The sequence below is a fragment of the Hymenobacter norwichensis DSM 15439 genome (genome assembly GCF_000420705.1).
Classification (GTDB): Bacteria; Bacteroidota; Bacteroidia; order Cytophagales; family Hymenobacteraceae; genus Hymenobacter; species Hymenobacter norwichensis.
Window position 1 is genome coordinate 19,712 of record NZ_ATVL01000002.1, and the last position, 21,686, is coordinate 41,397.

Consider the following 21,686-nt stretch of genomic DNA (forward strand, 5'->3'; position numbering starts at 1 on the left):
AGCGGCCTTCCTGCTTCGGCTGTTCTCATTCGCTTATGACCTTGCTTCTCCCACAGTTTCCGGCCACGCAGATGTGCACCACTACGGTGCACACGACTAGTCTGCTAGGCAACCTGTTCTACGAGAACACGCGTACTACGCGCTTCCGAAAACAGCCGCTGGAGAAAACGAGCACCGGGTGGCTATACGCAGTTACCGTACTGGACTTTCACCAGACCGAGCAGCATGGCCTCGCGGCACTTGATGCCGATACGGCGGCGCTACGCAGCGAATTACTAATTGAGACTGACCAGACCGGCCAACTACTGCGCGTATGCAACAAGGCCCATCTGCGCCAGCAATGGGCCGCCTTGCACCCTAAACTGCGCCGGAAATATAAGCGCTCCGACACCGTTACCCCGGGCATGGTGGATGGTATTGGCCAAGTGTTGCACGGCGACGGCTACCTGGAAGACATTCTGCGGCGGGGGTACGAATATGGCACCTTGTTCCCGGCGCTTTACGGGCAGCCGTACAGCACCACGCCCACGCCCGGCCAGCCCCGTACGGTGGCGCGTTTTCTGGGCAATCTGGATTTGCCTTTAAGCACCACCGTGCAACGCCAAGAGAAAGTGCCCGACGATATGGCGTATGGCTTGTTGGTGAAAGGTGAATTCAACCCGGCCGAGTACCCAGCTGATGCCGCTCAGCAGGCCTTGCGCACCCTAACCGACCAGTACGACTTGGCTACCACGCTGCGCGTCGAGCACGTGGAAAGCTACGAGTTCGACAGGCACCGAGAGCTATGCCACGCGGCCCAGTTTACGGTGTATGGTGTGGCAGGTGTGTTTATGAACAAAACGCTATGCACTATGGCCGCCCAGGTGGCCTGATACTATTTCTTATTGATACGCTAGCTATAGCTGATCCACCGCCATGGAAAAAAAATACGTACCGGCCGGCGTTTTTCTCACGTGTGACAGGGGTACCCTACCTGCGATTCTCAACGTTACCTTCAACGTCAACACCACTATCAACGGGCAGAAGCAAGCAACAGATAAGGATATGGTGCCGTTGGTCAACATTCCCTCAATGGGCGTGTGTGCCATGACTAAAGGTCCCTGCTTGTACGTGCAAGGACTGCCCTGGAGCCCCGTAAAGACCGATGTCCAACTGGGACTAGGACACCCCTTGCTGGAAGATTCCAAGCTCGTATGTGGGATGACGGGCAGCATCGGGATTCACTTCAGCCTGGCTGCTGCTAAGGCCGCCTGTGCCCCGCCGCCAGCTCCGGAAAAAAGCCTAGCCGACCAGGCCGATGATTTCCTGAAAACGCTGGGGCCTGTCGGTGATATCGGGCGTTTTCAGCTTGGCGTGGCCGAGGGCGTGTGGGAAGGCGGCAAAGGCCTGGCCGAAGGCTTGTGGGGCATGGCCAAGGGCGGCTGGAATGCCGTAACGCACCCCGCTGATACGGCCAAAGCTATTCAAGAGGGTGCGACCAATGCCTACAAGTGGGCCGGCGACTCGCAAAACTGGTCTAATGCGGCCAGCAGCGCCGGGCAGGGTATCAGTGACGCGGCGGCCTGGGCCGGCAACGGCGACAACTGGGAGCAAGTAGGCGACAAGCTGCAAAACATGTCGCCTCGTGACTGGGGTAACGTCACGGGGCAGGTGGCCTTCGAGGTAGGCTTAACAGCGGCTACCGCGGGTGCTGGTACCGCCCTGAATGCCGCCGCTAAAACCAGCCGCGTGGCTCGCATGGCCAGCCGGGCTGCCCGGCTAGCCGATGTAGAAGGGCACGCCTTGCGTTTGGCAGGAAGAGCAGCCAGTACACTTGCCGGCCAGATGAAAGTGCTGGGTAAGGTGGTAACGGGGGCGAAAAAGGCCCGCCGCCTAAGTGCTGCCGCAAGCAAAGCCAAAGCGGCCCTTGGGAATAGTCTTTTGGGCAGAAAGCTTAAAGCAGTCAAGGCGTACGTAGAAAGAAAGCGTAAGTGCCTTTGGGATCCTATTGATGTAGCTAACGGCGTGATGCTGTTTGATCACATTGACTTGGAGCTACCAGGGCCTATTCCTTTTATATGGCAGCGGTGGTGGTATTCCAACTCGGACTATGTAGGCCCGCTAGGACATGGCTGGCACCATAGCCTTGATGTAGCCTTGCTCACGGACGAGAGCAGCGCTGCCGTGCGTTTGGCGGATGGGCGTCTGGCATTGTTTGCGTTACCTAATACCCGCAACAAGTTCAGTGTGTTCAACCGGCAGGAACGCCTAGAACTACAGCAAGACCAAGCCGGCAACTACCACCTCTACAGCCTAGACGAACGCCGCTACTACTGTTTTGCCGAAGCCTCCGCTCCTGCTGAAAAGCTCTATGATGCAACAACCAAGCACTACCAGCTCGTCCGTATCGAGGATACCAGCGGCTTTGCTATCCAGCTAACCTACGACGAACAAGGCCGGCTGCACCAACTCATAGATAGCGCCGACCGGAAACTGCTCCTTACACTCGATACGTACGGCCGCATTACAGCGCTGGAAGCTCCTGCCGCCAGTGGCGACGGCCGCGCTACCGTAGTGCAGTATGAGTACGACGCGGCCGGACACCTGACGGCCGCCGTAGATGCCCTGGGGCAGGCGCGCCGCTACGCCTACCGGGCCGATCATCTCATGACCCGCAAAACGTCGCGCAGGGGTGTTTCTTTCTACTTCGAGTACGCGGGCGTCGGTCCAGAAGCGCAGTGCGTGCGCACCTGGGGCGACGGCGACGTACTCAGCGGCCGCATGACGTTCACGCCGGGCCAGACCGTGGCCCGCGGCGCTACCCCTGGCGACGTGAGTGTGTACGAGCATGAAGATGGCCTCGTGACCCGACACATCGACCCGCTGGGCGCCGTCTATCAGTGGAGCTACAACATCTACGGGGAGCTTATTGCTGAGCGCGACCCACTAGGGCTTACCACCTCGTACGAATACGATGCCCGCGGCAACCAGACCCAGTTAACGCACCCCGGCGGAGCCCAAATTCGAACGCAGTACAACGCGCAGGATTTGCCGGTGCAGGTCACGGATGCCATCGGTGGGGTGTGGCAGTGGACGTACGATGCAAGCGGCAACCAGCTGACCAGCACCGACCCGCTGGGTACCACTACGCACTATGCATACGATGAGCGGGGGCGGCTGGCCGCTGTTACCGACGCGGCTGGCCGCACCACCCGCCTGCGCTATGATACGCAGCACCAGCTGCGGCACCTCGTCGCGCCCGACGACCGGATCAGCTCCCGCGCCTACGACGCGCTGGGTCGCCTCACGCAGGTAACCGACGCCCAGGGCCGCACCCGGCGCCAGCGCTTCGACGTGTTGGGCCGCGTGGTAGAAGCGCGTGAAGTCGATGGTACCGTCCAGGCCTTCGTCTACGACGCGGAAGATAACGTGCTGGAAGCCCGCAGTGCTGAGCGTGCCGTGCAGCTGACCTACACACCCCTAAACCAAGTAGCAACCCGTACCGAAGCCGGGACGCGGATACAGTTTGCTTACGACACGGAAGGCCGCCTGACCAGTCTTCGCAACGAGCACGGAGAGCTGTACATGTTTACGCTGGATGCGACTGGCCGCGTGGTGACGGAGCGTGGCTTCGACGGGCTCACGCGCCACTACCGGCGGGATGCTGCGGGCCGCGTGACGCGCATCGAGCGCCCAGCGGGCCGCAGCACGGAGTACACCTACGACGAGGCCAGCCGGGTAACGGCGGTGCGCTACAACGGGGCCGAATCCGTAGCGTACCGCTACCGCACCGATGGGGCCTTGCTGGAAGCCCGCAACACTGCCGCCACGGTGCAGTTTGAGCGCGATTTGCTGGGCCGGGTACTACGCGAAGTGCAGAATGGCCACGTAGTGAGTAGCACCTACAACGTGCACGGCCAGCGGATGCAGATCACCTCGTCGTTGGGGGCCGACGTGCAGCTGGAACGCGACGCCTGGGGCCAGGTGCGGCGGCTGCAGGCGAACACTTGGCAGAGTGTGATGGAGCGCGACGCCGACGGGCTGGAACTCTACCGCCAGCTCACCGGCGGCGTGCGCACGGCCTGGCAGCGCGACGCGCTGGGGCGGCCCACCAGCCAGCTGATCACCGCCGCCGACGGCCGCCCGGAGCGCCGCCGGCGCTACCAGTGGCAGGGTACCGACCAGCTCACGGAAATCGACGACACGCTGCTGGGCACGACGCGCTACGAGCACGACGCCTGGGGCAACCTGGCCGCCGCCCGCTACGCCGATGGCACCCAGGAACTGCGCCAGCCCGACGCGGTAGGCAACCTATTCCGCACCCAGGCCCGCACGGACCGGCGCTATGGCAAGGGCGGGCAGCTGCGCCAGGCCGACGGCACGCGCTATCAGTACGACGCCGAGGGTAACCTGATCCAGAAGACCACCCGGGCCAAGCACGTATGGCGTTACACCTGGGACGGGGGCGGGCAGCTGACGAGCGTCACGCGCCCCGACGGCTATGCCGTCACGTTCCGCTATGACGCGCTCGGCCGGCGCGTGAGCAAGCGCTACCGCGGCCGGCTCACGCGCTGGGTCTGGGACGGCGACAAGACTCTGCACGAGTGGAGCGAGCTGGAGGTGGGCCCGGAAGCGGGCAGCGCGGGGCAGCTCCTCACCTGGCTCTTCGAGGAGGACAGCTTTGCCCCCGTGGCCAAGCTCACGGCACAGGGTAGCTACAGTGTGGTGTGCGACCATCTGGGCACCCCGCTGGCGCTTTACGATGCGCAGGGCACCCAGACGTGGCAGGCCCAGCTCGACAGCTACGGGCAGGTGCGCCAGGGCCAGGGCAAGCCCCAGGACTGTCCGTTCCGCTACCAAGGCCAGTACGAGGATACGGAAACCGGCCTCTACTACAACCGCTTCCGCTACTACGACCCCGAAGCTGGAACATACATCAGTCAGGACCCCATTCGATTAATGGGTGGAGATGCTCTATATAGCTATGTACAAAATCCAACAAGTTGGACTGACGTCTTTGGCCTAAACCCCAACCCTCTCATTATAATTGGGGAAGGGCAAAAAAGAGTGAATCAGGTAGCTAAACAACTAAAAGCGCAGGGGCACACTGTAAGAACAATCACTGATGATTGGGTAAGGGAATTTAAGACATATAATCCTTACGTACCCGAGTTACATGAGGCCCAATCTATAGACTACAACCGCCGCTGGATAAATGACCGTATGGATGAAAATTATGATATATACGATATTGGCGGCGAGGGGAAAAGCTCTTTTTACAGGGCTGAACACGAGGAAATTATGAGTAGGAATTATGATAAGCATTACAGATTCGACCCAAAATCAGGCGGAAAAACCAGGATAAGCAGAGTTAAGAAGTGTGGCGTTGCATAAATATATATCCATGACCCAACTGGCAACATTCGTAATTTTTGTTAGCAATTTTGAGGCTTCGATTGTCTTTTATTGCAATTTTTTAGGCTTTATGATAGCTTATGATTGGCAAAAAACGGGAGAAGAAAGAATTGTACGCTTGAGAAACAAAGACTACAATATTCAACTGTCTTTGCAATTGCCCACATCAGATTGGGAACAGCAGTTAGCTGGTAAACAATCCGGAAACTATCCATTCATTACGCTGGAGGTGTCCGACTTAGAGCAGCGCTACAATACGTTAGTACAAAACGGAGCTCCTTTCACCAGGGATTTAGTGAGCACGCCCTTTGGCGATTTTGCCTACCTGACTGATCCGGATGGCAATAAGATCTGCCTGTCTGAATACTGGGTAGATGCATGAGCAGGCCTATGAGTAGTGTCACATTAAAATTATCGTGCCTTGATGGATTCACGAGTCGATAAGTTGAAGCGAGATTTGGCTAAAGGCAAATTGCTCGACTGTATAATCGGAGAAAATGTCTATGCCTACCGCAATTTATTCGCGGGTATGCCCACCCACTATAAGTGTTCGGCCCGGTGTCAGTTACAGGGTAGGCCCTAGGATTATTCCTTCCAGAGCCAGTACGAGAATACGGAAACAACTGCTTCCGCTACTACGACCCTGAAGTTGGAACATGCATCAGTTAGGATTCCATTCGATTAATGGGGGAAATGCTCTATATAGCTATGTCAAAAACCCGCAGAAGCAGGTATATGTCTTAGGATTGAGCGGACTTGATCCTTTTGCCGTTGGTGAAATCATACCTTTCCCTAAGGATATACACTCTGGACAAAACCGTATAGCGCCGAAATTTAGTGTAATTGGCTCACAGGCTTCGGATAAAATAGCGGGAAGATCAGTAGCAGAGGTAGGCAATCCTAATGAAAAGGAGATTATCAATCCTAACGAATTTTTGATTTATTACACGGTTGATCCATCTACGGGCAAAGCTATCATTCTTAACAATCGTGGCCTAGCAGCATTGAGTATTGGGGAGAAAGTACCTGATAATGCAAGCTGTGTTCTATATGAAAAAGCGCCTAAATATCTGGTCGCAGATTTTAAGTATAGGTCACCGTCCAAAACTATATCTAGAACGGCTGATAAAGCAGGCAAAGAAGTTTGAGGTCACGTAACCCGTAAATGCTACTTACAATGAAATACAAGCTACAGCCTGTTGAAGTAGATTTTGTTGTTCGTACAACCATATTGTCCTTTCAAGTTAGCGAGCGAGCCTCGTTGCCAATAACAATAGAAGTTGCTATTCCAAATCATGAATTTGAAGAGGAAGTAATTAAAAAAGCAGTAATAGATTTTCCTGTTTTTGCAAAATTAGAATATGCTACGGTTAACTTCTGGGAGGCTAATTATGACGACTTTGAAGTAGTGGATACTACAAGAGACAACCTGGGTCTTTATTACATAAGTAACTCTTCATGGGACCAAAGCTCGTTCGATCCTTTACAGCGGTTTAACCTGGCCCACTTTCTACTTGTGGGATATGATAGTTACATAGAGGTGTTAGCGAGCAACAATTTTGAGGTCGGAATTTTCGACAGCTGATTGCTAGGTTTGACGTATTGCTCACTCGTAACCAGTACGACACGAAAGATAATCTGATCTAGAACCGAGTCTCCAATGAGCACGTATGGCGTTACACCTGGGACGGGGCCGGGCAGCTGACGAGCGTCACGCGCCCCGACGGCTACGCCGTCACGTTCCGCTATGACGCGCTCGGCCGGCGCGTGAGCAAGCGCTACCGCGGCCGGCTCACGCGCTGGGTCTGGGACGGCGACAAGCCCCTGCACGAGTGGAGCGAGCTGGAAGTAGGTCCGGAAGCGGGCAGCGCGGGGCAGCTCCTCACCTGGCTCTTCGAGGAAGACAGCTTTGCCCCTACGGCCAAGCTCATGGCCCAGGGTAGCTACAGTGTGGTGTGTGACCACTGAGGTGGTCCAGTAGAGACGAACAGAAGCAGGACGTAAGGCAGTCCAAAATTCCATAACTTCTAAGCCCTATAGCCTTACGCTCCCAATTGCATGAAAATGCCTTACAAATCGGGGCTAAGCAGTCGGGCCAGGAAGAAAACTAGGTTTAGCTTTCTGGCCTTCGCTTTCTGACCCTGTGCCGCAGCTCTCCTGAGCCCCACTTGACGGACTACTGATCCGTGAGCATGGCCAAGAACGTGGATACCCTTACTGCCGGCGGATTGGCCAAGCTGGTGAACCCGCCGGGCCAGGTTGGCCGGCAAGCCCAGTGGCTGCCAGGCGGGCCAGGTGTTGCAGCATCTGCCGGGAAGTGGAGGCTGCCGGGGCTTGCCGGAACCACGCCCACCAGGTCAGGGCGCTGCCCTGCCGGCGGGTGAGCAGGCTCTCCAACGTCTCGCGGCTTACCGGGATCGGCAAGTTTGCAACGAGCTATAGCAAGCTAAGAAGGCCGTGTAAACGACTTGTTACATGGGTCAGCAGCTATGGCTAACGAGAGCGGCAATAGACACAACCAGTTTATTACCTTCGAGTTGGGATCAGTGTGGTGTACGGACTTGTCAGAGCTGTCTTCGACGCAGGAGCACCTGCAAACAGGTGGACGCCGCCTGCCTCGGCATCCGTCAAGTACAGGGCCAGGCCCGCGGCCTCTTCTTGGAACCAGGGATGGCGGGTAAGCTACCGCAAACCGGAGGGGGCACCTTCTATTCGCCCGGCGGCAGCTGCAGCTGGAAATGGAGTTGCAGCAGCGTTTCAATCTTCTCGCGGGTGAGAGGCTTGCTCACCAGGCCGGCGATGGGCAGCTCATTGAGGCGGGATAAATCGCGCGCGTCCATGGAGGTGGTGAGCATGACGATGACGGTGGCCTGCTGCTGGGCCTGGGACAGGCGCTGGTAGGCGTCCAGGAATTCGATGCCCCCCATGCCGGGCATGTTCACGTCGAGCAGCAGCAGGGTGGGTTCATAGGGTGGGTCCTGGGTGAGTAACTTGAGGGCCTCTTCGCCGGTGTAAGCCGTACGGACGTGGTCCGTGACGTTGAGCTTTTTGAAGAGCAACTCGTTGAGGAAATTGGTGGTGTCGTCGTCGTCGACGAGCAGGATGTGGGGAAGCTTTACCATTATAAGTGGCTATATGGGGCCAAGGGTAGGATTACGGTGAACGTGGAACCCACGTCGGGCTGACTCTGCACGGTGATGGTGCCGCCGGCATTCTCAATCAGGCGCTTGATCATGTAGAGGCCCACGCCCGAACCCTCCACGTGGGTGTGCAGGCGCTTGAACATCTGGAAGAGCTTGCCCTGCTGCTGCGCATTCAGGCCCAGGCCGTTGTCCTGCACTTCGAGCAGCAGCTGGTGCGGGGCGTAGCGGGTGCGCAGGTGCACCACGGGCAGGCGGGTGGGGGCGCGGTACTTCACCGCGTTGCTGAGCAGATTGTAGACGATGCTGCGCAGGTCTTTGGCAGCGAAGCGAACGGGGGGGCATTCCGCCACGTCCAGCAGCAGTTGGGCCTGGGTGCCTTCCAATAGCGGCAGCAAATCCAGGCGCACGTCCTGGATGATGCGGGCCACGTCCACTGCTTCCTGCGGCTGGCCGGGGTGGTACTGCAGGTGCGACACGTCGGTGAGGTGGCCCACCGTCTGCTGGAAGCGGGTGATGGCCCCGCGCATGCGGGTCATCAATTGGGGCACCAGTGGCTCCTGGTCATCGGGAGGCAGGTACTCGCTCAGCACGTCGAGCAGGCCCTCGATATTGGCAATCGGGGCCTTCAAATCGTGCGAGGCCGTGTACACGAAAGTGTCGAGGTCGGCGTTGGTGCGCAGCAGGCGCGTGTTGCTCTCGCTGAGCTCCTCGTTGGTGGCCGTCAGTTCTTCGTTGAGGGCCGCCAACTCTTCGTTGAGCTCCTGCACCTGTTGGCGGGCCAGCACTTGCTCGGTCACTTCCGTACCCATGGCCAGTAGGCCGCTGGGGTGCCCCTGCTCGTCGAAAAGAGGCTGAAAGACAAAGTTGACGAAGCCTTGCACGGGCTGACCGGTGTGGGCCCGGGGCAGCTGCACGGGCGCCTCGGTCACGAAAAAGGGTTGGCCGGTGTACAGCACCTGGGCCAGCAGCTGCTCAAAGCCCTGGCCGGCCGTTTCCGGCAGGGCCTCGAAGTAGGGCTGGCCCAGGACCTGCGCCGCTGCCCGCCCCCAAATGCGCTCCACGGCCGCGTTGGCTAGCTCTATCACCAGGTCGGGCCCGCGCAGCAGGGCAATGGCCACCGGCGCCTGCGCGAAGAGGCGCTGCAGCTCGGCCCGCTGGGCTTCCACGGCCTGGCTGGCGTGCACGCGCTCGGTCACGTCGAAACCGAAGAGGGAAACGCCCACAATGCGCCCCTCTTCCCGGTAGGCCTGGTAGGTGAAATCGAAGTAGCGCCGCAGCGGGGGCTGGCCGGGGCCTTGCGGCACGGATAGGGGCACCTCGCGCTGGAACTGCGTCTGGCCGCCCTCGTACACGCCATCGAAGAGCGTGACCAGGGCCGCGTTGGCGGGCTGCACCTGGGCCAGGGTCTGGCCCCGCAGTTTCTGGCCGGGAAACAGCGCCTGATAGGCTGGATTGAGGTATACGACGCGGTGGTCGGGCTCGCGCAGCAGGCACACGGCAGCCGGGGCCTGCTCGAAGAGCTGGTACGCATTTTCGCGCTCCTGGGCCTGGCGCTGGGTGACGGCCCGCATGGCGGCTTGCAGGGTTTCGGCCTGCTTGCGGGTCTGCACCCGCTCGGTTACGTCCAGGGCAAATACCAGCAAGCCTTCCGTCTGCTGCTGCGAGTCGCGCAGGGGCTGGTAGGTGAAATCCAGGTAGCGCGGCGCGGGCTGGCCGGTGGCCGGGTCCTGGATCATGAGCAGGACTTCGGTGCCGAAAAAGGGTTCGCCGCTGGTGTATACGTGGTCGAGCAGGCCCATGACGCCTTGCTCCACCAATTCCGGGAAAATCTCAGCCACCGTGTGGCCCAGCACGGTGCGGTCGGCCGAGATAGTGTGGTACGCCGCGTTGAAGTAGGCGTAGCGGTGCTCTGGGCCGCGTAGCGTGGCAATGGCGGCCGGCATCTGGCCCAGTATCTGCCCGAGCCGCGCCTGCTGCTGCTGGGCCTGCTCGCGTTGCCGCTCAGCCTCGAAGAGGGCCGCTTTGGCTTCGGCCGAGCGGGCGGTGACCCGCAGTTCCAACTCCTGGTTTAGTTGTTCCAGCTTCCGACGGGTGTGCCCCTGCGCGGTCACGTCCACGGCAAAGTTGAGAATTTCTGTAACCTGGCCCGCCGCATTGCGGATGGGCTGGAACGAGGTATTGTAGTAGCGCTGCTCCAATTGCCCGGTCCCGGTGAAATCGGCCCGGGCTTCGGCTTCCTGCTGGTAGGCCGGCTCCCCGGTCTGATAGACCCGGTCGAGCAGCTCGAAAAAGCCCTGGCCGGCCAGTTCGGGCAGGGCTTCAAGAAAGGGTCGCCCGAGCAGCGTCCGGCCGGGAAACAGCTGGGCGTAGCCGGGGTTGACGAAGGAAAAAACGTGGTCGGGGCCGGTGAGCAGGTTGACGTTGGCCGGCATCTGCGTCAAGGCCGCGTGCAGGCGCTGGCGCTCGGTTTCGGCCGCGCGACGGGCGGCCTGCTCGCGGGCCTGGCTTTCGCGCAGGGCGTGCTCGGCGGCCGGGCGGGGCCACGCGTGGGTGTCGAGGAAGTTGACGACGAGCAGGTCCTCGTAGCGCTGGGCCGCGAGCAGGAAATAACCGTCGAGGCCATCGGCCTGGTAATAGGTCTGGTTGCGCTGCGGTTCGCCGGTCTGGAACGCCTGGCAGCACTGGTCGAATACGCCGTCGGCCTGAGCCGTGGGGAACAGCGTAAGCAGCGAGGCGACAGGGCACTCGGGCTGCTGGAGCAGACGCTGGCCAGCCGGGTTGAGGTGCACCCAGGCAAAGTCCCGGATGAGGGCTGTCTCCGCCGCATAGAGGGGCCGCAGGACGGCAATGGCCGTCAGGGACATGGTGAGTAGCGTGTGCAGCAGCCCGGTAGGGTGGGCTACATCGGCCGGCAGCGCCGGCGCAGAAGGAGTAGGCATAAAAAAGTCCGCTTCGTGCCGAAGCACCCGTCGCCGCTACCGCAGCTAGTTATCGTGGAACGAAAAGAAAAGTAGGCTTCTACCGGACAAACATATTGGTCAGGCATCTAGCAAGGAGACTACCCGCCAAACAGTTAGCCCCCGGCCGGCCGGAATCAGGAACCAAGAGGCGGGCGCACCGGGCTGCTCGCCGGTGGTAGTGGCGGCAACTTTGCGGTGACGGTTTCCCTCAAATTCAGTAGGCGTCGCTGCACTACGTGCAGGGTGGCGTCGGCATGCTGGGCCCGCAGGCGGGGAAGTAGGGCCTGCAACAGGTGGATGTCCTCGATGGCTAACTGCTGCACGGCTGGCCAGCGGTTCGCGTCCCCCTGCTCGGCCCTATACTGCCACCACGTCGCGATGGCCTGGCTCGCGACGGCGGCCAACTCATTCAGCACACCTTCTTCCTGGGCGGTAAAGGCGCGCGACTGGTGGTCACTCAGGCACAGGGCTCCTACCGCGTACTGTTGCTCGAGCAGCAAGGGCGCCCCCGCGTAAAACTCCATGCGAAATCGCTGGGCCGTTTGCCAGTGCGGGGAAGGGCTGCCTTGACTGATGCCGTTGAGCACCAGGGTGGCGTGTTGGTGCACGGCCATGGAGCAGAGAGCCGCCTCGCGGGGCAGCACCCGCAGGTCGGGGACGCCCTGCGTAGCCGGAAAATATACCTGGGCACCGTCGACGAGCGACAGAAAAGCAACCGGCAACCCAAAAAGGTGGGCAGCCAGCGTGGTTAACTCCTGGAAGATGGATTCTTGAAGGGCAGTCGAGATGTGGTACTTCTGAATAACCAGGAGCCGGGCCCTTTCATTGATCGGCTCCAAATGCGAATAAGACATCTACAACGGGTGTGGTAACGACACCCGAGTATGTACGCAAGCCCGACAGTAAAGGATATGCCGGGCAGGGCTGCCCGGCCTTAGTTGTGCTCCAACGAAACGCTGGGTTTGCTCCCCGATGCCTGCAACACCCCCTCCGTTTAGGGCCGGCTTGTGCTTCACCTGTTCGCCTCTTTGACCGAATTGGAGCGGGCCCTACTTGGGGAGTGTACCCACGCGGGGCCGGCCTCAGGTTGGGCGTGCGGTCATGTCGGAGGCCGCCGGCGGGGACTATCGGAAGAAGCGAAGCACGTGGCCCTTGTCGCCGAAAGACTCTACCAGGAGTAGCAGTTGGGTATCTTTTCCGTTTTCTGAGAGCGCCCCTTCTTGCACAAGGTAGCGGCTCGTGTTTCATTCTGAGGAACGTGGCTGTCGCAGAAGTCTGCATACCCCCTGCCGATAAGGTGTCCACGCGCCGAACCAGCCCTAAAGGCGGTTAAACAGACCTTCTACACACGCTACGCAGCAAGCCGCCCACTTGTGGCGTTCTGCAACAGTCACGGCACTCTTAATGTCAGGTTTCCCTCTGCTGTCGAGCTTGTATCATTTTACAAACGCACTCTTGCGTTTTGATACGCCAGGTGTGAGTGTGCAACTGTTGCTGGTTGTACCTTCGGCTACATGAATGATGCTACTTTTCCGGCATTAGCCGATCAACTCAGCCAGCTTCATACGCAAGCGCAACAGGCAGCTTTGCAACAAGTCAACTACTGGCTGACGGCCCGCAACTGGGTGGTGGGCTTCTACTTGGCCGAATATGAACAACACGGCCAGGATCGGTCTACTTATGGAGAACGTCTGCTGACCGAGCTGGCTAAAGCACTGCGAACTCGGGGTGTTGCGGGACTCTCGCTCACCAATCTGAAGCTCTGTCGGCAGTTTTACCAAACCTACCCGACGCTGCTGGCCACCCACGCGGCTACGTTGCAAGCGGCCGGACTCATACTGCCGGCAATTAGTCAGACACTGTCTGACCAATTGCCGGCGACGGCCGGGGTGCCCAGTATCGCCCTGCCCGTGCTGTTAACTCGGCTCAGTTTCTCGCATTTTATTGAACTACTCACGCTCACCACACCGCTGCAACGGGCATTCTACGAGGTACAAGCGGTGAAAAATAACTGGTCGGTACGGGAGCTCAAGCGCGCCATCAACTCCGCGCTGTATGAGCGCACGGGCCTCTCCACGGACAAGGCCGCCGTGCTGGCCGCGCATACGGGCACCCAGCCGCTGCAGGTCGCCGACGTGGTGAAGAATCCCTACGTGCTGGAGTTCCTAGGCCTGGAACAACGGGCGAGCTACAGTGAAAATGAGTTGGAGCAGGCCATCATCGACCACTTGCAAGTGTTCCTGCTCGAATTAGGGCGTGGCTTTTGCTTCGAGGCGCGGCAAAAACGCCTCACCTTCGACAACGAGCACTATTATGTCGACTTGGTCTTTTATCATCGGTTGCTTAAGTGCCATGTGCTCGTGGACCTCAAACTCGGCGCGTTTTCGCACGCCGATGCTGGGCAGATGAACGTGTACCTAAACTACTTCCGGGAGCACGAAATGAGCGAAGGCGACAACCCGCCCGTCGGTCTGATCCTGTGTGCCCAGAAAAACGACACGCTGGTACGGTATGCTACCTCGGGGCTGTCGGAGCAGCTGTTCGTAAGCAAGTATCAAATTAATCTGCCCAGCGAAGCGGAATTACAGCAGTTGCTGCGCGAGGAACAAGAGCGCTTAGGAGCATAAGGAGATGGCCTAGCAATAAAGGGGAGAGTAAGTAGAATAGGATTTCACAGGGGTTAAACGAGTGTTTAACCCCTGTGACAGAGGCGTATCAGATGAACGGTATGCTGTTCTGGTACCCGCGAAAAGTTCGTCCCCAGGGCCATGGCTGATGTCCCCTCCAGCATGCTGGCTTCAGGGAAGTGCTCGGCACCGTTCAGGCGGGGGCTACTGGACTAGTACCTCATTTACGCTACAAACTTCCGCAATCCGGCTACAAGCTGCCCGCCGTAGAGCCAGACCTTTGGCCTGTTCTCTAACGCCTTTTTCATCATGACTTCTCACGCACACAATGCCGGGGCACTCACTACTAGCCCTACCCCCAAAATCTGGTTTATCACGGGCGCTTCTCGTGGTTTTGGCCGAATCTGGACCGAGGCTGCCCTGCAGCGCGGCGACAAAGTAGCCGCTACCGCCCGCCCGCTCGCTAGCCTCACCGACCTGACCGAGAAATACGGAGCTAACGTGTTGTCGCTGGCCCTGGACGTCACCAACCCCGAACAAGTAAAAACGGCCGTGGTCCAGGCCCACACGCACTTCGGGCGGCTGGACATCGTGCTCAACAACGCGGGCTATTTCTTGGTCGGCACCATTGAAGAAGCCAGTCTGGACGACCTCCGGGCCCTCTACGAAACCAACGTGTACGGGGCCGTTTCCGTTATCCAAGCGGCCTTACCACTATTGCGGGCGCAAGGCAGCGGCCACCTTCTGGGCACCTCGAGTGGCCTAGGCCACGTTACCTCGCCAGTCCTGGGGTACTATGCCTCCTCCAAGTGGGCCTTCGAGGCGATTCACGAAAGCCTAGCCGCCGAAGTAGCCTCGTTTGGCATCAAGGTCACCATCATTGAGCCAGGGGCCTACGCCACCGAGTTTGGCAGCCCAGAGTCGTTGCGGTTTGCAACGGGCCTGGCGGCGTACGCGGAGTTCAAAAACCATTTTTTCGCGGGCCTCAGCCGCCTAGAACGAGGCAACCCAGCCGCCACCCCGGCCGCCCTCTTTGCGGTGGTCGACGCCGAGCAGCCGCCCCTGCGTCTATTCCTGGGTAGCCACAACTTACCCGCGGTGCGCGCGGCCTACGCCGAGCGACTGGCTACCTGGGAAGCTTGGGAAACCGTCGCCAATGCGGCCCAGGGCGTCGTCAACTAAATTACCCCGGGCAGCTGGCAGCTAGCTGCCAGCTGCCCGGTATTACCTTAAGAACATGAAAAAGCTAGAAAATGCGCCGTTGCGGTTTGCTTCTTTGTCCGAGGCGCACCGGGACCTGGGCTTGCCGCCGCCCCTGCATCCGCTCATTAGCCTCCTCCACGGCGCCCCGGCCCCGGCAGAAAATAGAGACGCGCCCCACACCCATGTGCTGAGTTTTTACAAAATAGCGTACCGGCCCCGGCTCAGCAGCCGGCTTTTGTACGGGCAAGGCTATTACGACTTCGAGGAAGGCGGCTTATTGTTTGCCGCCCCCAACCAGCTTATTGGCGGCACGGAAGAGCACGAGGGAGCGGCGTGCGCGCAGTATACGTTGCTGCTGCATCCAGATTTTTTGGTGAATTACCCGCTGGCCAAGAAGATCCGGCAGTACAACTTCTTCACCTACTCGATCAACGAGGCACTGCACGTCTCAGAGCAGGAGAAAGAGCTGCTGCTGGCGCTCTTCAAAACCATGGAAGCCGAGTTGGCCAGCCGCCTTGATGAATTCAGCCAGGAGGTAATTATTGCGCAGTTAGAGTTGCTGTTCACGTACGCCCAACGCTTTTACAAACGCCAGTTTCTCACGCGCAAAGCCGTGCACAACGATTTGCTGCAGCGGCTGGAAGAAACGCTAAGGGATTGCTTCCGCCCGGAAAACTTGCTGCGCCGCGGCATTCCCACGGTGCAGTATCTGGCGGAGTGCCTGCACGTGTCGCCCAGTTACCTAAGCGATATGCTCCGCGCCCTGACTGGTCAAAGCGCCCAACAGCACATCCACGACCAGCTCATTGCGCAGGCCAAGGAACAGTTAGCCACCACGGGCTTGTCGGTGAGCGAGGTGGCCTACCTATTGGGCTTCGAGCATTCGCAATCCTTCAGCCGGTTTTTCAAGACCAAGACTGCCTTTTCTCCTCTGGCCTTCCGGCGGTCTTTCCAGCACCACTAAAGCGAGCGGGTAGACAGACTCAGCTCTCTGATACAGCGCCTACGGTCTGCTTGGCAGTAATGTTGGAAGAAGGTCGCCCAAGAGAAAGGCCATTTATCAACTGGCCAAGAACCCCAGAAAACGGTCATTTAAATGGACGGACAAGACAAGGTTCGTTTAGTAGGCCGAATCGCTGAACAGCCTCTTTATTTATTTCGGGAACATCAGCTTTTTTAAATCAATCTTCCCGCCAGGAATTGCTTTTTCGTTGACTCTATAAACGAGGTTTGGGTGTTCTAGGCTGAATCCGGTTCGCAAGGTGCCGCCGACGCCACGGTTTGAGAGCGTGACGACGTAAAAAGCACTTGAGTCGGTGGAGCGGATAGTTCTTCTTATGGAGGTTGGTTTGCGTAAATTCTGATCTAAAAACGGTTTTGCGGCCAGTCCGTAGTCTGATAACAGCTCTTTATCGGGAATAAGGGTGTCGGGCGGGAGCAGGAGCTTCATGTAATTGCCCGAGGAAGCTGGAAGTTCAAATGAATCTGCGGGGAAATCAATTGCTAATTCAAGTGAAGTAGGTGTCTTATTAATTATCTGGGTCCAGAATACCGCGTAAATATATTTTCTGCCGGTTGGTTCGGTGTAGTTTATTCGGCTCTTCGGAAAGCTGTTTTGGATTAGTACACGGGCTCCGTTCGTCTCCACGTATTCATGCCGTGAGCTGAAGCGTCTTGTGGGGCGGCTGGTCGCGTGCTTTGTTGGATTCGGCGTTTTGCCGCCAACCGCATTCGAAGTCGATTCGCTGCTTTGGGTGCAGGAAAAAAATACTACTGTTGCGGTGATTAAGGTGGTCGTGCTTTTTTTCATCTCGTGCTATGATATCCCAGGTGCCCGTACGTTCGCAATATGCGCTTTCCTACCGTATACCTCTGCTGACCGAATTCGCCGCCCAACTTAAGGACGCCACGCTCAAGTTCGAGCAGGTGAAAAAGGAGCTGGCCCAACTCAACGAACGGTGGGAAATGCTGGCCGAGATGTAAGCCGGTTGATTGACTTAAGTAAAGAAGCTGTTTAGGAAGTCGTTTGTCGGGCGATTTTACGCAGAAGGAGTGTGGTAAATGCAAGCCAGTGTAAGGTAAGCTAGTTTAGCAGGCACGTTTCGTAGCGCACCAGTTAGGCCTTGAAGCCGTCGAGCTAGGCGTTCATCTGCTCAATGACCAGCCGGCGGCGATAGAGTTCGGGGCCAAGTGGTGTGTTCTGATCTGTTTGCCAATCCACGGCCCGCCGGTTGCGGGCGATGTTGGCCTCAATGCCGTGGGCCGCACAAGCTTGCCGTAATTCATTTGTATCAAAGGCATTATCGGCGTTCAGCAACACGCCGTCTAGGCTTAGACCGGCCTGGGCCAACAGGTCGCAGAGTTCGGCAAACACCCGTCCAAGACCAAAGGCGTCGTGGTGGTTGCCCGCTTGGGGCGGGGCCACGTCAGTGGCTGACCGGTATTGTCGGCCAGGAACAGGGCGTTGGTGGTGCGCGCCGCTTTGCGGCCCTAGTAACCAACGGCCGCTCCGCCTTTTTTGGCCGGTGTATGGCTGCCGTCGAGTTGAACGCTCGACAGGTCAAGTTGGCGCTGGTGCTGGCGCAACACGCACAGCCAGACCCGTTTCCAAGCGCCTTGCTTGCACCACTCATCGAAGTGGTAGAAGACGCCCTGCCAACTCAATGGCCGCTGGGGCAGCAACTGGCGCACGGGCAGAAAGCGCCACTAGCAGCTGGTTCTGAGTTTGTAAAGAATCGCGGCCACGACTTCCGTCGGCTCAGCGGCCGGGCGCCGCCCGCCCGGGCGAAATGGCAAATGAGGCAAAATCCAGGTAACGATGATATCTTTGGGCAGGACTTTTATGGTAAAGTGAAAGGAGATAGGTCACACCTCAAGTTTCGCTCATGTCGTGAGAGTCCGTTCTATTTTAGTCGCTGTGCCCCTTCCTCAACAGCTTCGATAGCTGCGAGGGGTCGCTCCAGCATGGCCACCTCTCTACCCGCTTCGGCTAGGTGCGTAATACAACCGACTATAGCATCAACCGAAGCTAGCACTGGTTTATGACCCTCAGTCGCACACCACCTGGCGAATCGCTTCAGGTCAGCACCATAGGCCCGGGCCGTGTTGCCCCCCCAGTAAACTCGCTGCGACTGAGGTGGTCTAGTTACGCTGGACAGAATAAAGGCTACTCTTTTCCTTGTCCTGAAATATAGTCCTCAACCCACTATACGCCGATGCTAGGATACGGCCTTCCGGGCGGAAGCCTTCCGCATCGCTAACTAAAGCTGCGGGCTATTCCATTTTACATGTTGGGGACGGCACTCTTAAACAGCAAGTTTTCCTCTAGTGTCGAGCTTGTATCATTTTACAAACGCCCGATCAGAATACGCTACACGGGTGGCCTTAAGTATAAGTGATTACAAGCCTAATTCCTTAGCGGCATTGTGCTGCTGCACATTATCGAGGCGCGTATAGCGGCGAATCATGGCGCTGGTCTTGTGTTTGGTTTGGTTCATGATCTTGCTGTCATCAACTCCATTCAATTTAGCTACTGTTACGAAGGAGGCCCGCAAGGAGTGGGCCGTATAACCCGGCCCAAGGTAGCGTTGTACCAAGGTATTGATGGTCTGGTCAGAGAGGCGGTTGGTGGTGAGGCGGTTGCCCTTACGCAGCATTACGAACACGGGTCCTTCGGTCCGCTCTAACTGCGCTAGCCATGCCTTCAGGCAGCGGATGGGACACACGGCGGATTCTGGGGAGTAGAAGATGGCTTTTTCCTCGTAGTCACCTAGCTGATTAGTTTTGCTCTTGCCCAGCGATACCACTAAACAGTCCTCGGTGAACCGCAAATCCTGCACATTGAGGGCGGTCAGTTCCGAGCGACGAAAGGCCCCGGTGAAGCCCAATAACAAAATCGCTCGATCACGGAGTCCTGTCACCGTTTCCGTATCTAGGCTGCGGACTAACTGCTTTAACTGCTGCAAGGTGAACGCTGGGGCCTGCTTCTGCCGCACACCCTGCAAACGGCGTACGCCATCCATAAAAATCTTGAACTGCTTATCATCCGTAGGCGAGTCCACGCCGCGTACGGCGTGCACCTTGCTGATGGCGGCGAGGTGGCGCTCCAGGGTAGCCACTTTCTTCCCGGCTTCAGCCAAGTGCGTAATAAAACCAACTAACGCGTCAACAGTAGCCGGTAACGGCTGGTAACCTTGGACGGCGCACCACGCCCCAAACCGCCGCAAGTCGGCACCATAGGCCCGAGCCGTATTGGCGGCTCCGAGCAAGCCGGCTTCGACAAAGCGCGCGGCGGCGCCCGTGTGATGCGAGAGGCCGTGGCCGACCGCATGCAGGGTGAGGGCGTCGGTTTTTTTCATGTAGTGTATATATTAAGGAGTAACCGCCCGTTTTTAGGTCTCGGCGGCAAGATAGCACATAGGTAGTGATAACGTTTACTTATCGCTACCTATCAAGTTGAAGCATAATCGCCTAATTCGTCGGTTGCTCAGGTGCGATTTGTAACCTTTATCCGGAGTAAGGAAAATGTATAATCTACTATATAAAGTGCAATTTTATGAACATACGGTGTTATGGTACAGAAAAAGCTAACACAGCTCTAGATAGGTTGGCTGACCTGGACTACCAGCAACCGCGTATCTTAACTTAAGGATCTAACGAGAAAATTTCAACCTTCTGGTATGGTGTAGTAACCACATGCCTAGCTTTCTGTACTTGGCTCAAGCATAGAAAGCTGCTGTCAGCGACTCTATGAATGGAGATTGCTCAAGAAGGCCGACTTTCTTTGGATGAAGATCTGCTTGGTTAGCGGAGGCCTACCATTTTCAAGAACAAGCCCCCGGGATTCTTATCGGCCTTAACTTTGCCTGTTTTGTGCTTATAGCAAAAAGAAAACAAGGCGTTTAGCTTTTTGGCGTCGGAGAGAATCTGGTTAATTAGCTTGGGATCCCGAATCTCGAGTTCCTCTAAGTTAAGTAGAGCCCGCCGTTGCTTTTCTTCTTCTGCGCCGTCTTCGAAAGGAATGGGAAGCTGGTGAGGAACCTGATTGTTTACGAAGAAGCGGATGCTGTGAAAAGACCTTCCTTTTTTGATCAACTCGTAGTTGATCCGCAAATCCGTGTGCTCATTGATTTGCGTGGTTGCCACGTCCAGCACATATTTTTGCAAGGCGGAAATCTTCTCGTACTGCTCGGCCTCAATTCCTTTGGGGTCCTTTAAGGCGAGCATTATCTTTAGTTCATCAAGAGTAAATGTTTTAGTCTCCCCGATATCTTTCCATTGCGACGCGATTTGATAGATACGTTTGGCGTATTTACTCGATAAGCTAAAGACCGACTGCAGACGATAAGAAGTGAAATTGTTCTTAAGATCAATCAGGTAGCGCCGCATACGCTCGGAGATCTCTAGTTCAATAATACCCTCACCTTTGATATACAGAGCAGAAGCTAATAAACCTACCTGCAGCACGTGCTTGTTGTCCTCGATCACGTACTCGCGGCTACGCAGGTTGGAAGTGGCCTCCAGCAGTCGCTGATAATTCCACACCCGCCCGGTGAGTTGCTCAAGTTCCTTGACCCGGATGCGATAGATAGTACCTGCTCTGTCTTCCTTACGTAGCACCGACAAAAGCGAGAACACAATGTCCATCTCACAAGCACTCATTTCGTAACGAGCCGTCGTAATGGCGTTGTGTTGACGGATCTCAACGTGATTCGCTTCGGAGGTGGCGAGAACAGACATGCGGTGCAGAAATGAGAGCTGATATGACCAAATCTACGAATAGTAGTGACAATAAGGTAAGTCTTCCTTAACTTTCTATCCTTTCACTTACCATCTCTATCCTTTACACTTACCATCTCTATCCTTTCACTTACAAATCCTATCCTTTCACTTACTATTGCTATCCTTTGCGCTTACAAATGCTATCCTTTCACTTACCATCTCTATCCTTCAGTGTAGATAACGTACATGAATTCAAAGGATTACGACCCCTGCAAATAGAGTAAATAATTGACAAAAAATTAAATACTCACAAATTTGTTGATGTCCGATCAAAACATCTGCTTTGAACAGTACAAAGTAGAAGAACAAGCAAAGAAGCAACAGAAATAGCAGTCTAAACAAGCATAAAAAGGGATTGCATTATTATAAGATTTTTTTGCCTTTTTTTACTTGTATACCTTGCTAATTGTAGTGCTACTGGATATAAAGATTAATCAGATAGCATAAACCCGCATTTCTATACTCTTATCTGGATGTAGTTACTCTGCCTACGTGTTTGCAGGTTCTCGATACCTGTTATTGCCTGCGATTCACACCCATGATGGGGAGATCGAAAGGATAGAAAAAGTAAGCCGCAA

19 protein-coding genes are annotated in these 21,686 nt (G+C 56.9%); 10 read left to right on the top strand and 9 right to left on the bottom strand.

The features are described from left to right. Positions 1 to 35 precede the first annotated feature (35 nt). The 6 genes from G536_RS0100650 to G536_RS0100675 all read left to right on the top strand — a co-directional run bounded on the left by G536_RS0100650 (position 36) and on the right by G536_RS0100675 (position 7,362). Entirely contained in the window at positions 36 to 872 is an 837-nt protein-coding gene (locus G536_RS0100650; protein ID WP_022821654.1) for a hypothetical protein, read from the top strand. Between the two features lie 43 nt (positions 873 to 915). Further along, on the top strand, positions 916 to 5,373 hold the full coding sequence (locus G536_RS30080) for an RHS repeat-associated core domain-containing protein (protein WP_071837645.1): 4,458 nt from the start codon (positions 916 to 918) through the stop codon (positions 5,371 to 5,373). A 10-nt stretch (positions 5,374 to 5,383) separates the two neighbouring features. Beyond that, on the top strand, positions 5,384 to 5,776 hold the full coding sequence (locus G536_RS30085) for a VOC family protein (protein ID WP_022821656.1): 393 nt from the start codon (positions 5,384 to 5,386) through the stop codon (positions 5,774 to 5,776). Positions 5,777 to 6,050: 274 nt separating this feature from the next. Beyond that, positions 6,051 to 6,542: a hypothetical protein gene (locus G536_RS29925; protein WP_022821657.1), complete on the top strand. Its 492-nt coding sequence runs from the start codon at positions 6,051 to 6,053 to the stop codon at positions 6,540 to 6,542. 29 nt (positions 6,543 to 6,571) lie between these two features. After that, positions 6,572 to 6,979, top strand: coding sequence for a hypothetical protein (locus tag G536_RS0100670; protein WP_022821658.1), 408 nt, complete (start codon positions 6,572 to 6,574; stop codon positions 6,977 to 6,979). 182 nt (positions 6,980 to 7,161) lie between these two features. Continuing rightward, positions 7,162 to 7,362 (top strand): hypothetical protein, encoded by a 201-nt coding sequence (locus G536_RS0100675; protein WP_022821659.1) that lies wholly within the window; start codon positions 7,162 to 7,164, stop codon positions 7,360 to 7,362. Positions 7,363 to 7,608: 246 nt separating this feature from the next. Here the strand turns inward: G536_RS0100675 and G536_RS0100680 are convergent, their stop codons facing one another. The 4 genes from G536_RS0100680 to G536_RS0100695 form a co-directional block, all read right to left on the bottom strand. Further along, on the bottom strand, positions 7,609 to 7,818 hold the full coding sequence (locus G536_RS0100680; protein WP_022821660.1) for a hypothetical protein: 210 nt from the start codon (positions 7,816 to 7,818) through the stop codon (positions 7,609 to 7,611). A 284-nt stretch (positions 7,819 to 8,102) separates the two neighbouring features. Continuing rightward, positions 8,103 to 8,516 carry a response regulator gene (locus G536_RS0100685; RefSeq protein WP_022821661.1) on the bottom strand — a complete coding sequence of 138 codons (414 nt, stop codon included), beginning with the start codon at positions 8,514 to 8,516 and terminating at the stop codon, positions 8,103 to 8,105. Further along, a complete protein-coding gene (locus G536_RS30090) occupies positions 8,516 to 11,476 on the bottom strand; it encodes a PAS domain-containing sensor histidine kinase (protein ID WP_157530262.1) in 2,961 nt (986 codons plus the stop codon). Before G536_RS30090 ends, G536_RS0100685 begins: the two co-directional genes overlap by 1 nt. A 155-nt stretch (positions 11,477 to 11,631) precedes the next feature. Beyond that, complete coding sequence (locus G536_RS0100695) at positions 11,632 to 12,351, bottom strand: GAF domain-containing protein (RefSeq protein WP_022821663.1); 720 nt, start codon at positions 12,349 to 12,351, stop codon at positions 11,632 to 11,634. A 660-nt stretch (positions 12,352 to 13,011) separates the two neighbouring features. Between G536_RS0100695 and G536_RS0100700 the strand changes: the two genes are divergently transcribed. The 3 genes from G536_RS0100700 to G536_RS0100710 all read left to right on the top strand — a co-directional run bounded on the left by G536_RS0100700 (position 13,012) and on the right by G536_RS0100710 (position 16,291). Further along, complete coding sequence (locus tag G536_RS0100700) at positions 13,012 to 14,124, top strand: PDDEXK nuclease domain-containing protein (protein WP_026879714.1); 1,113 nt, start codon at positions 13,012 to 13,014, stop codon at positions 14,122 to 14,124. Between the two features lie 309 nt (positions 14,125 to 14,433). Next, positions 14,434 to 15,306 (top strand): SDR family NAD(P)-dependent oxidoreductase, encoded by an 873-nt coding sequence (locus G536_RS0100705; protein ID WP_022821664.1) that lies wholly within the window; start codon positions 14,434 to 14,436, stop codon positions 15,304 to 15,306. A 55-nt stretch (positions 15,307 to 15,361) separates the two neighbouring features. Then, a complete protein-coding gene (locus G536_RS0100710) occupies positions 15,362 to 16,291 on the top strand; it encodes a helix-turn-helix domain-containing protein (protein WP_022821665.1) in 930 nt (309 codons plus the stop codon). A gap of 189 nt (positions 16,292 to 16,480) precedes the next feature. Here G536_RS0100710 and G536_RS0100715 read toward each other — a convergent pair whose 3' ends face one another. Next, entirely contained in the window at positions 16,481 to 17,137 is a 657-nt protein-coding gene (locus G536_RS0100715; RefSeq protein ID WP_157530264.1) for a hypothetical protein, read from the bottom strand. A gap of 8 nt (positions 17,138 to 17,145) precedes the next feature. Here G536_RS0100715 and G536_RS31935 point away from each other — a divergent pair, with 8 nt between their 5' ends. After that, positions 17,146 to 17,310: a hypothetical protein gene (locus G536_RS31935; protein WP_022821667.1), complete on the top strand. Its 165-nt coding sequence runs from the start codon at positions 17,146 to 17,148 to the stop codon at positions 17,308 to 17,310. A gap of 154 nt (positions 17,311 to 17,464) precedes the next feature. Here the strand turns inward: G536_RS31935 and G536_RS31290 are convergent, their stop codons facing one another. From G536_RS31290 to G536_RS0100740, 4 genes are all read right to left on the bottom strand, one after another. Next, positions 17,465 to 17,752: a hypothetical protein gene (locus G536_RS31290; protein ID WP_026879715.1), complete on the bottom strand. Its 288-nt coding sequence runs from the start codon at positions 17,750 to 17,752 to the stop codon at positions 17,465 to 17,467. A gap of 65 nt (positions 17,753 to 17,817) precedes the next feature. Beyond that, positions 17,818 to 18,018: a hypothetical protein gene (locus tag G536_RS31295; protein ID WP_026879716.1), complete on the bottom strand. Its 201-nt coding sequence runs from the start codon at positions 18,016 to 18,018 to the stop codon at positions 17,818 to 17,820. A gap of 707 nt (positions 18,019 to 18,725) precedes the next feature. Further along, a complete protein-coding gene (locus G536_RS0100735; RefSeq protein ID WP_022821669.1) occupies positions 18,726 to 19,685 on the bottom strand; it encodes a tyrosine-type recombinase/integrase in 960 nt (319 codons plus the stop codon). A 445-nt stretch (positions 19,686 to 20,130) separates the two neighbouring features. Next, positions 20,131 to 21,066 (bottom strand): replication initiation protein, encoded by a 936-nt coding sequence (locus tag G536_RS0100740; protein WP_033369451.1) that lies wholly within the window; start codon positions 21,064 to 21,066, stop codon positions 20,131 to 20,133. Positions 21,067 to 21,686: the final 620 nt, after the last annotated feature.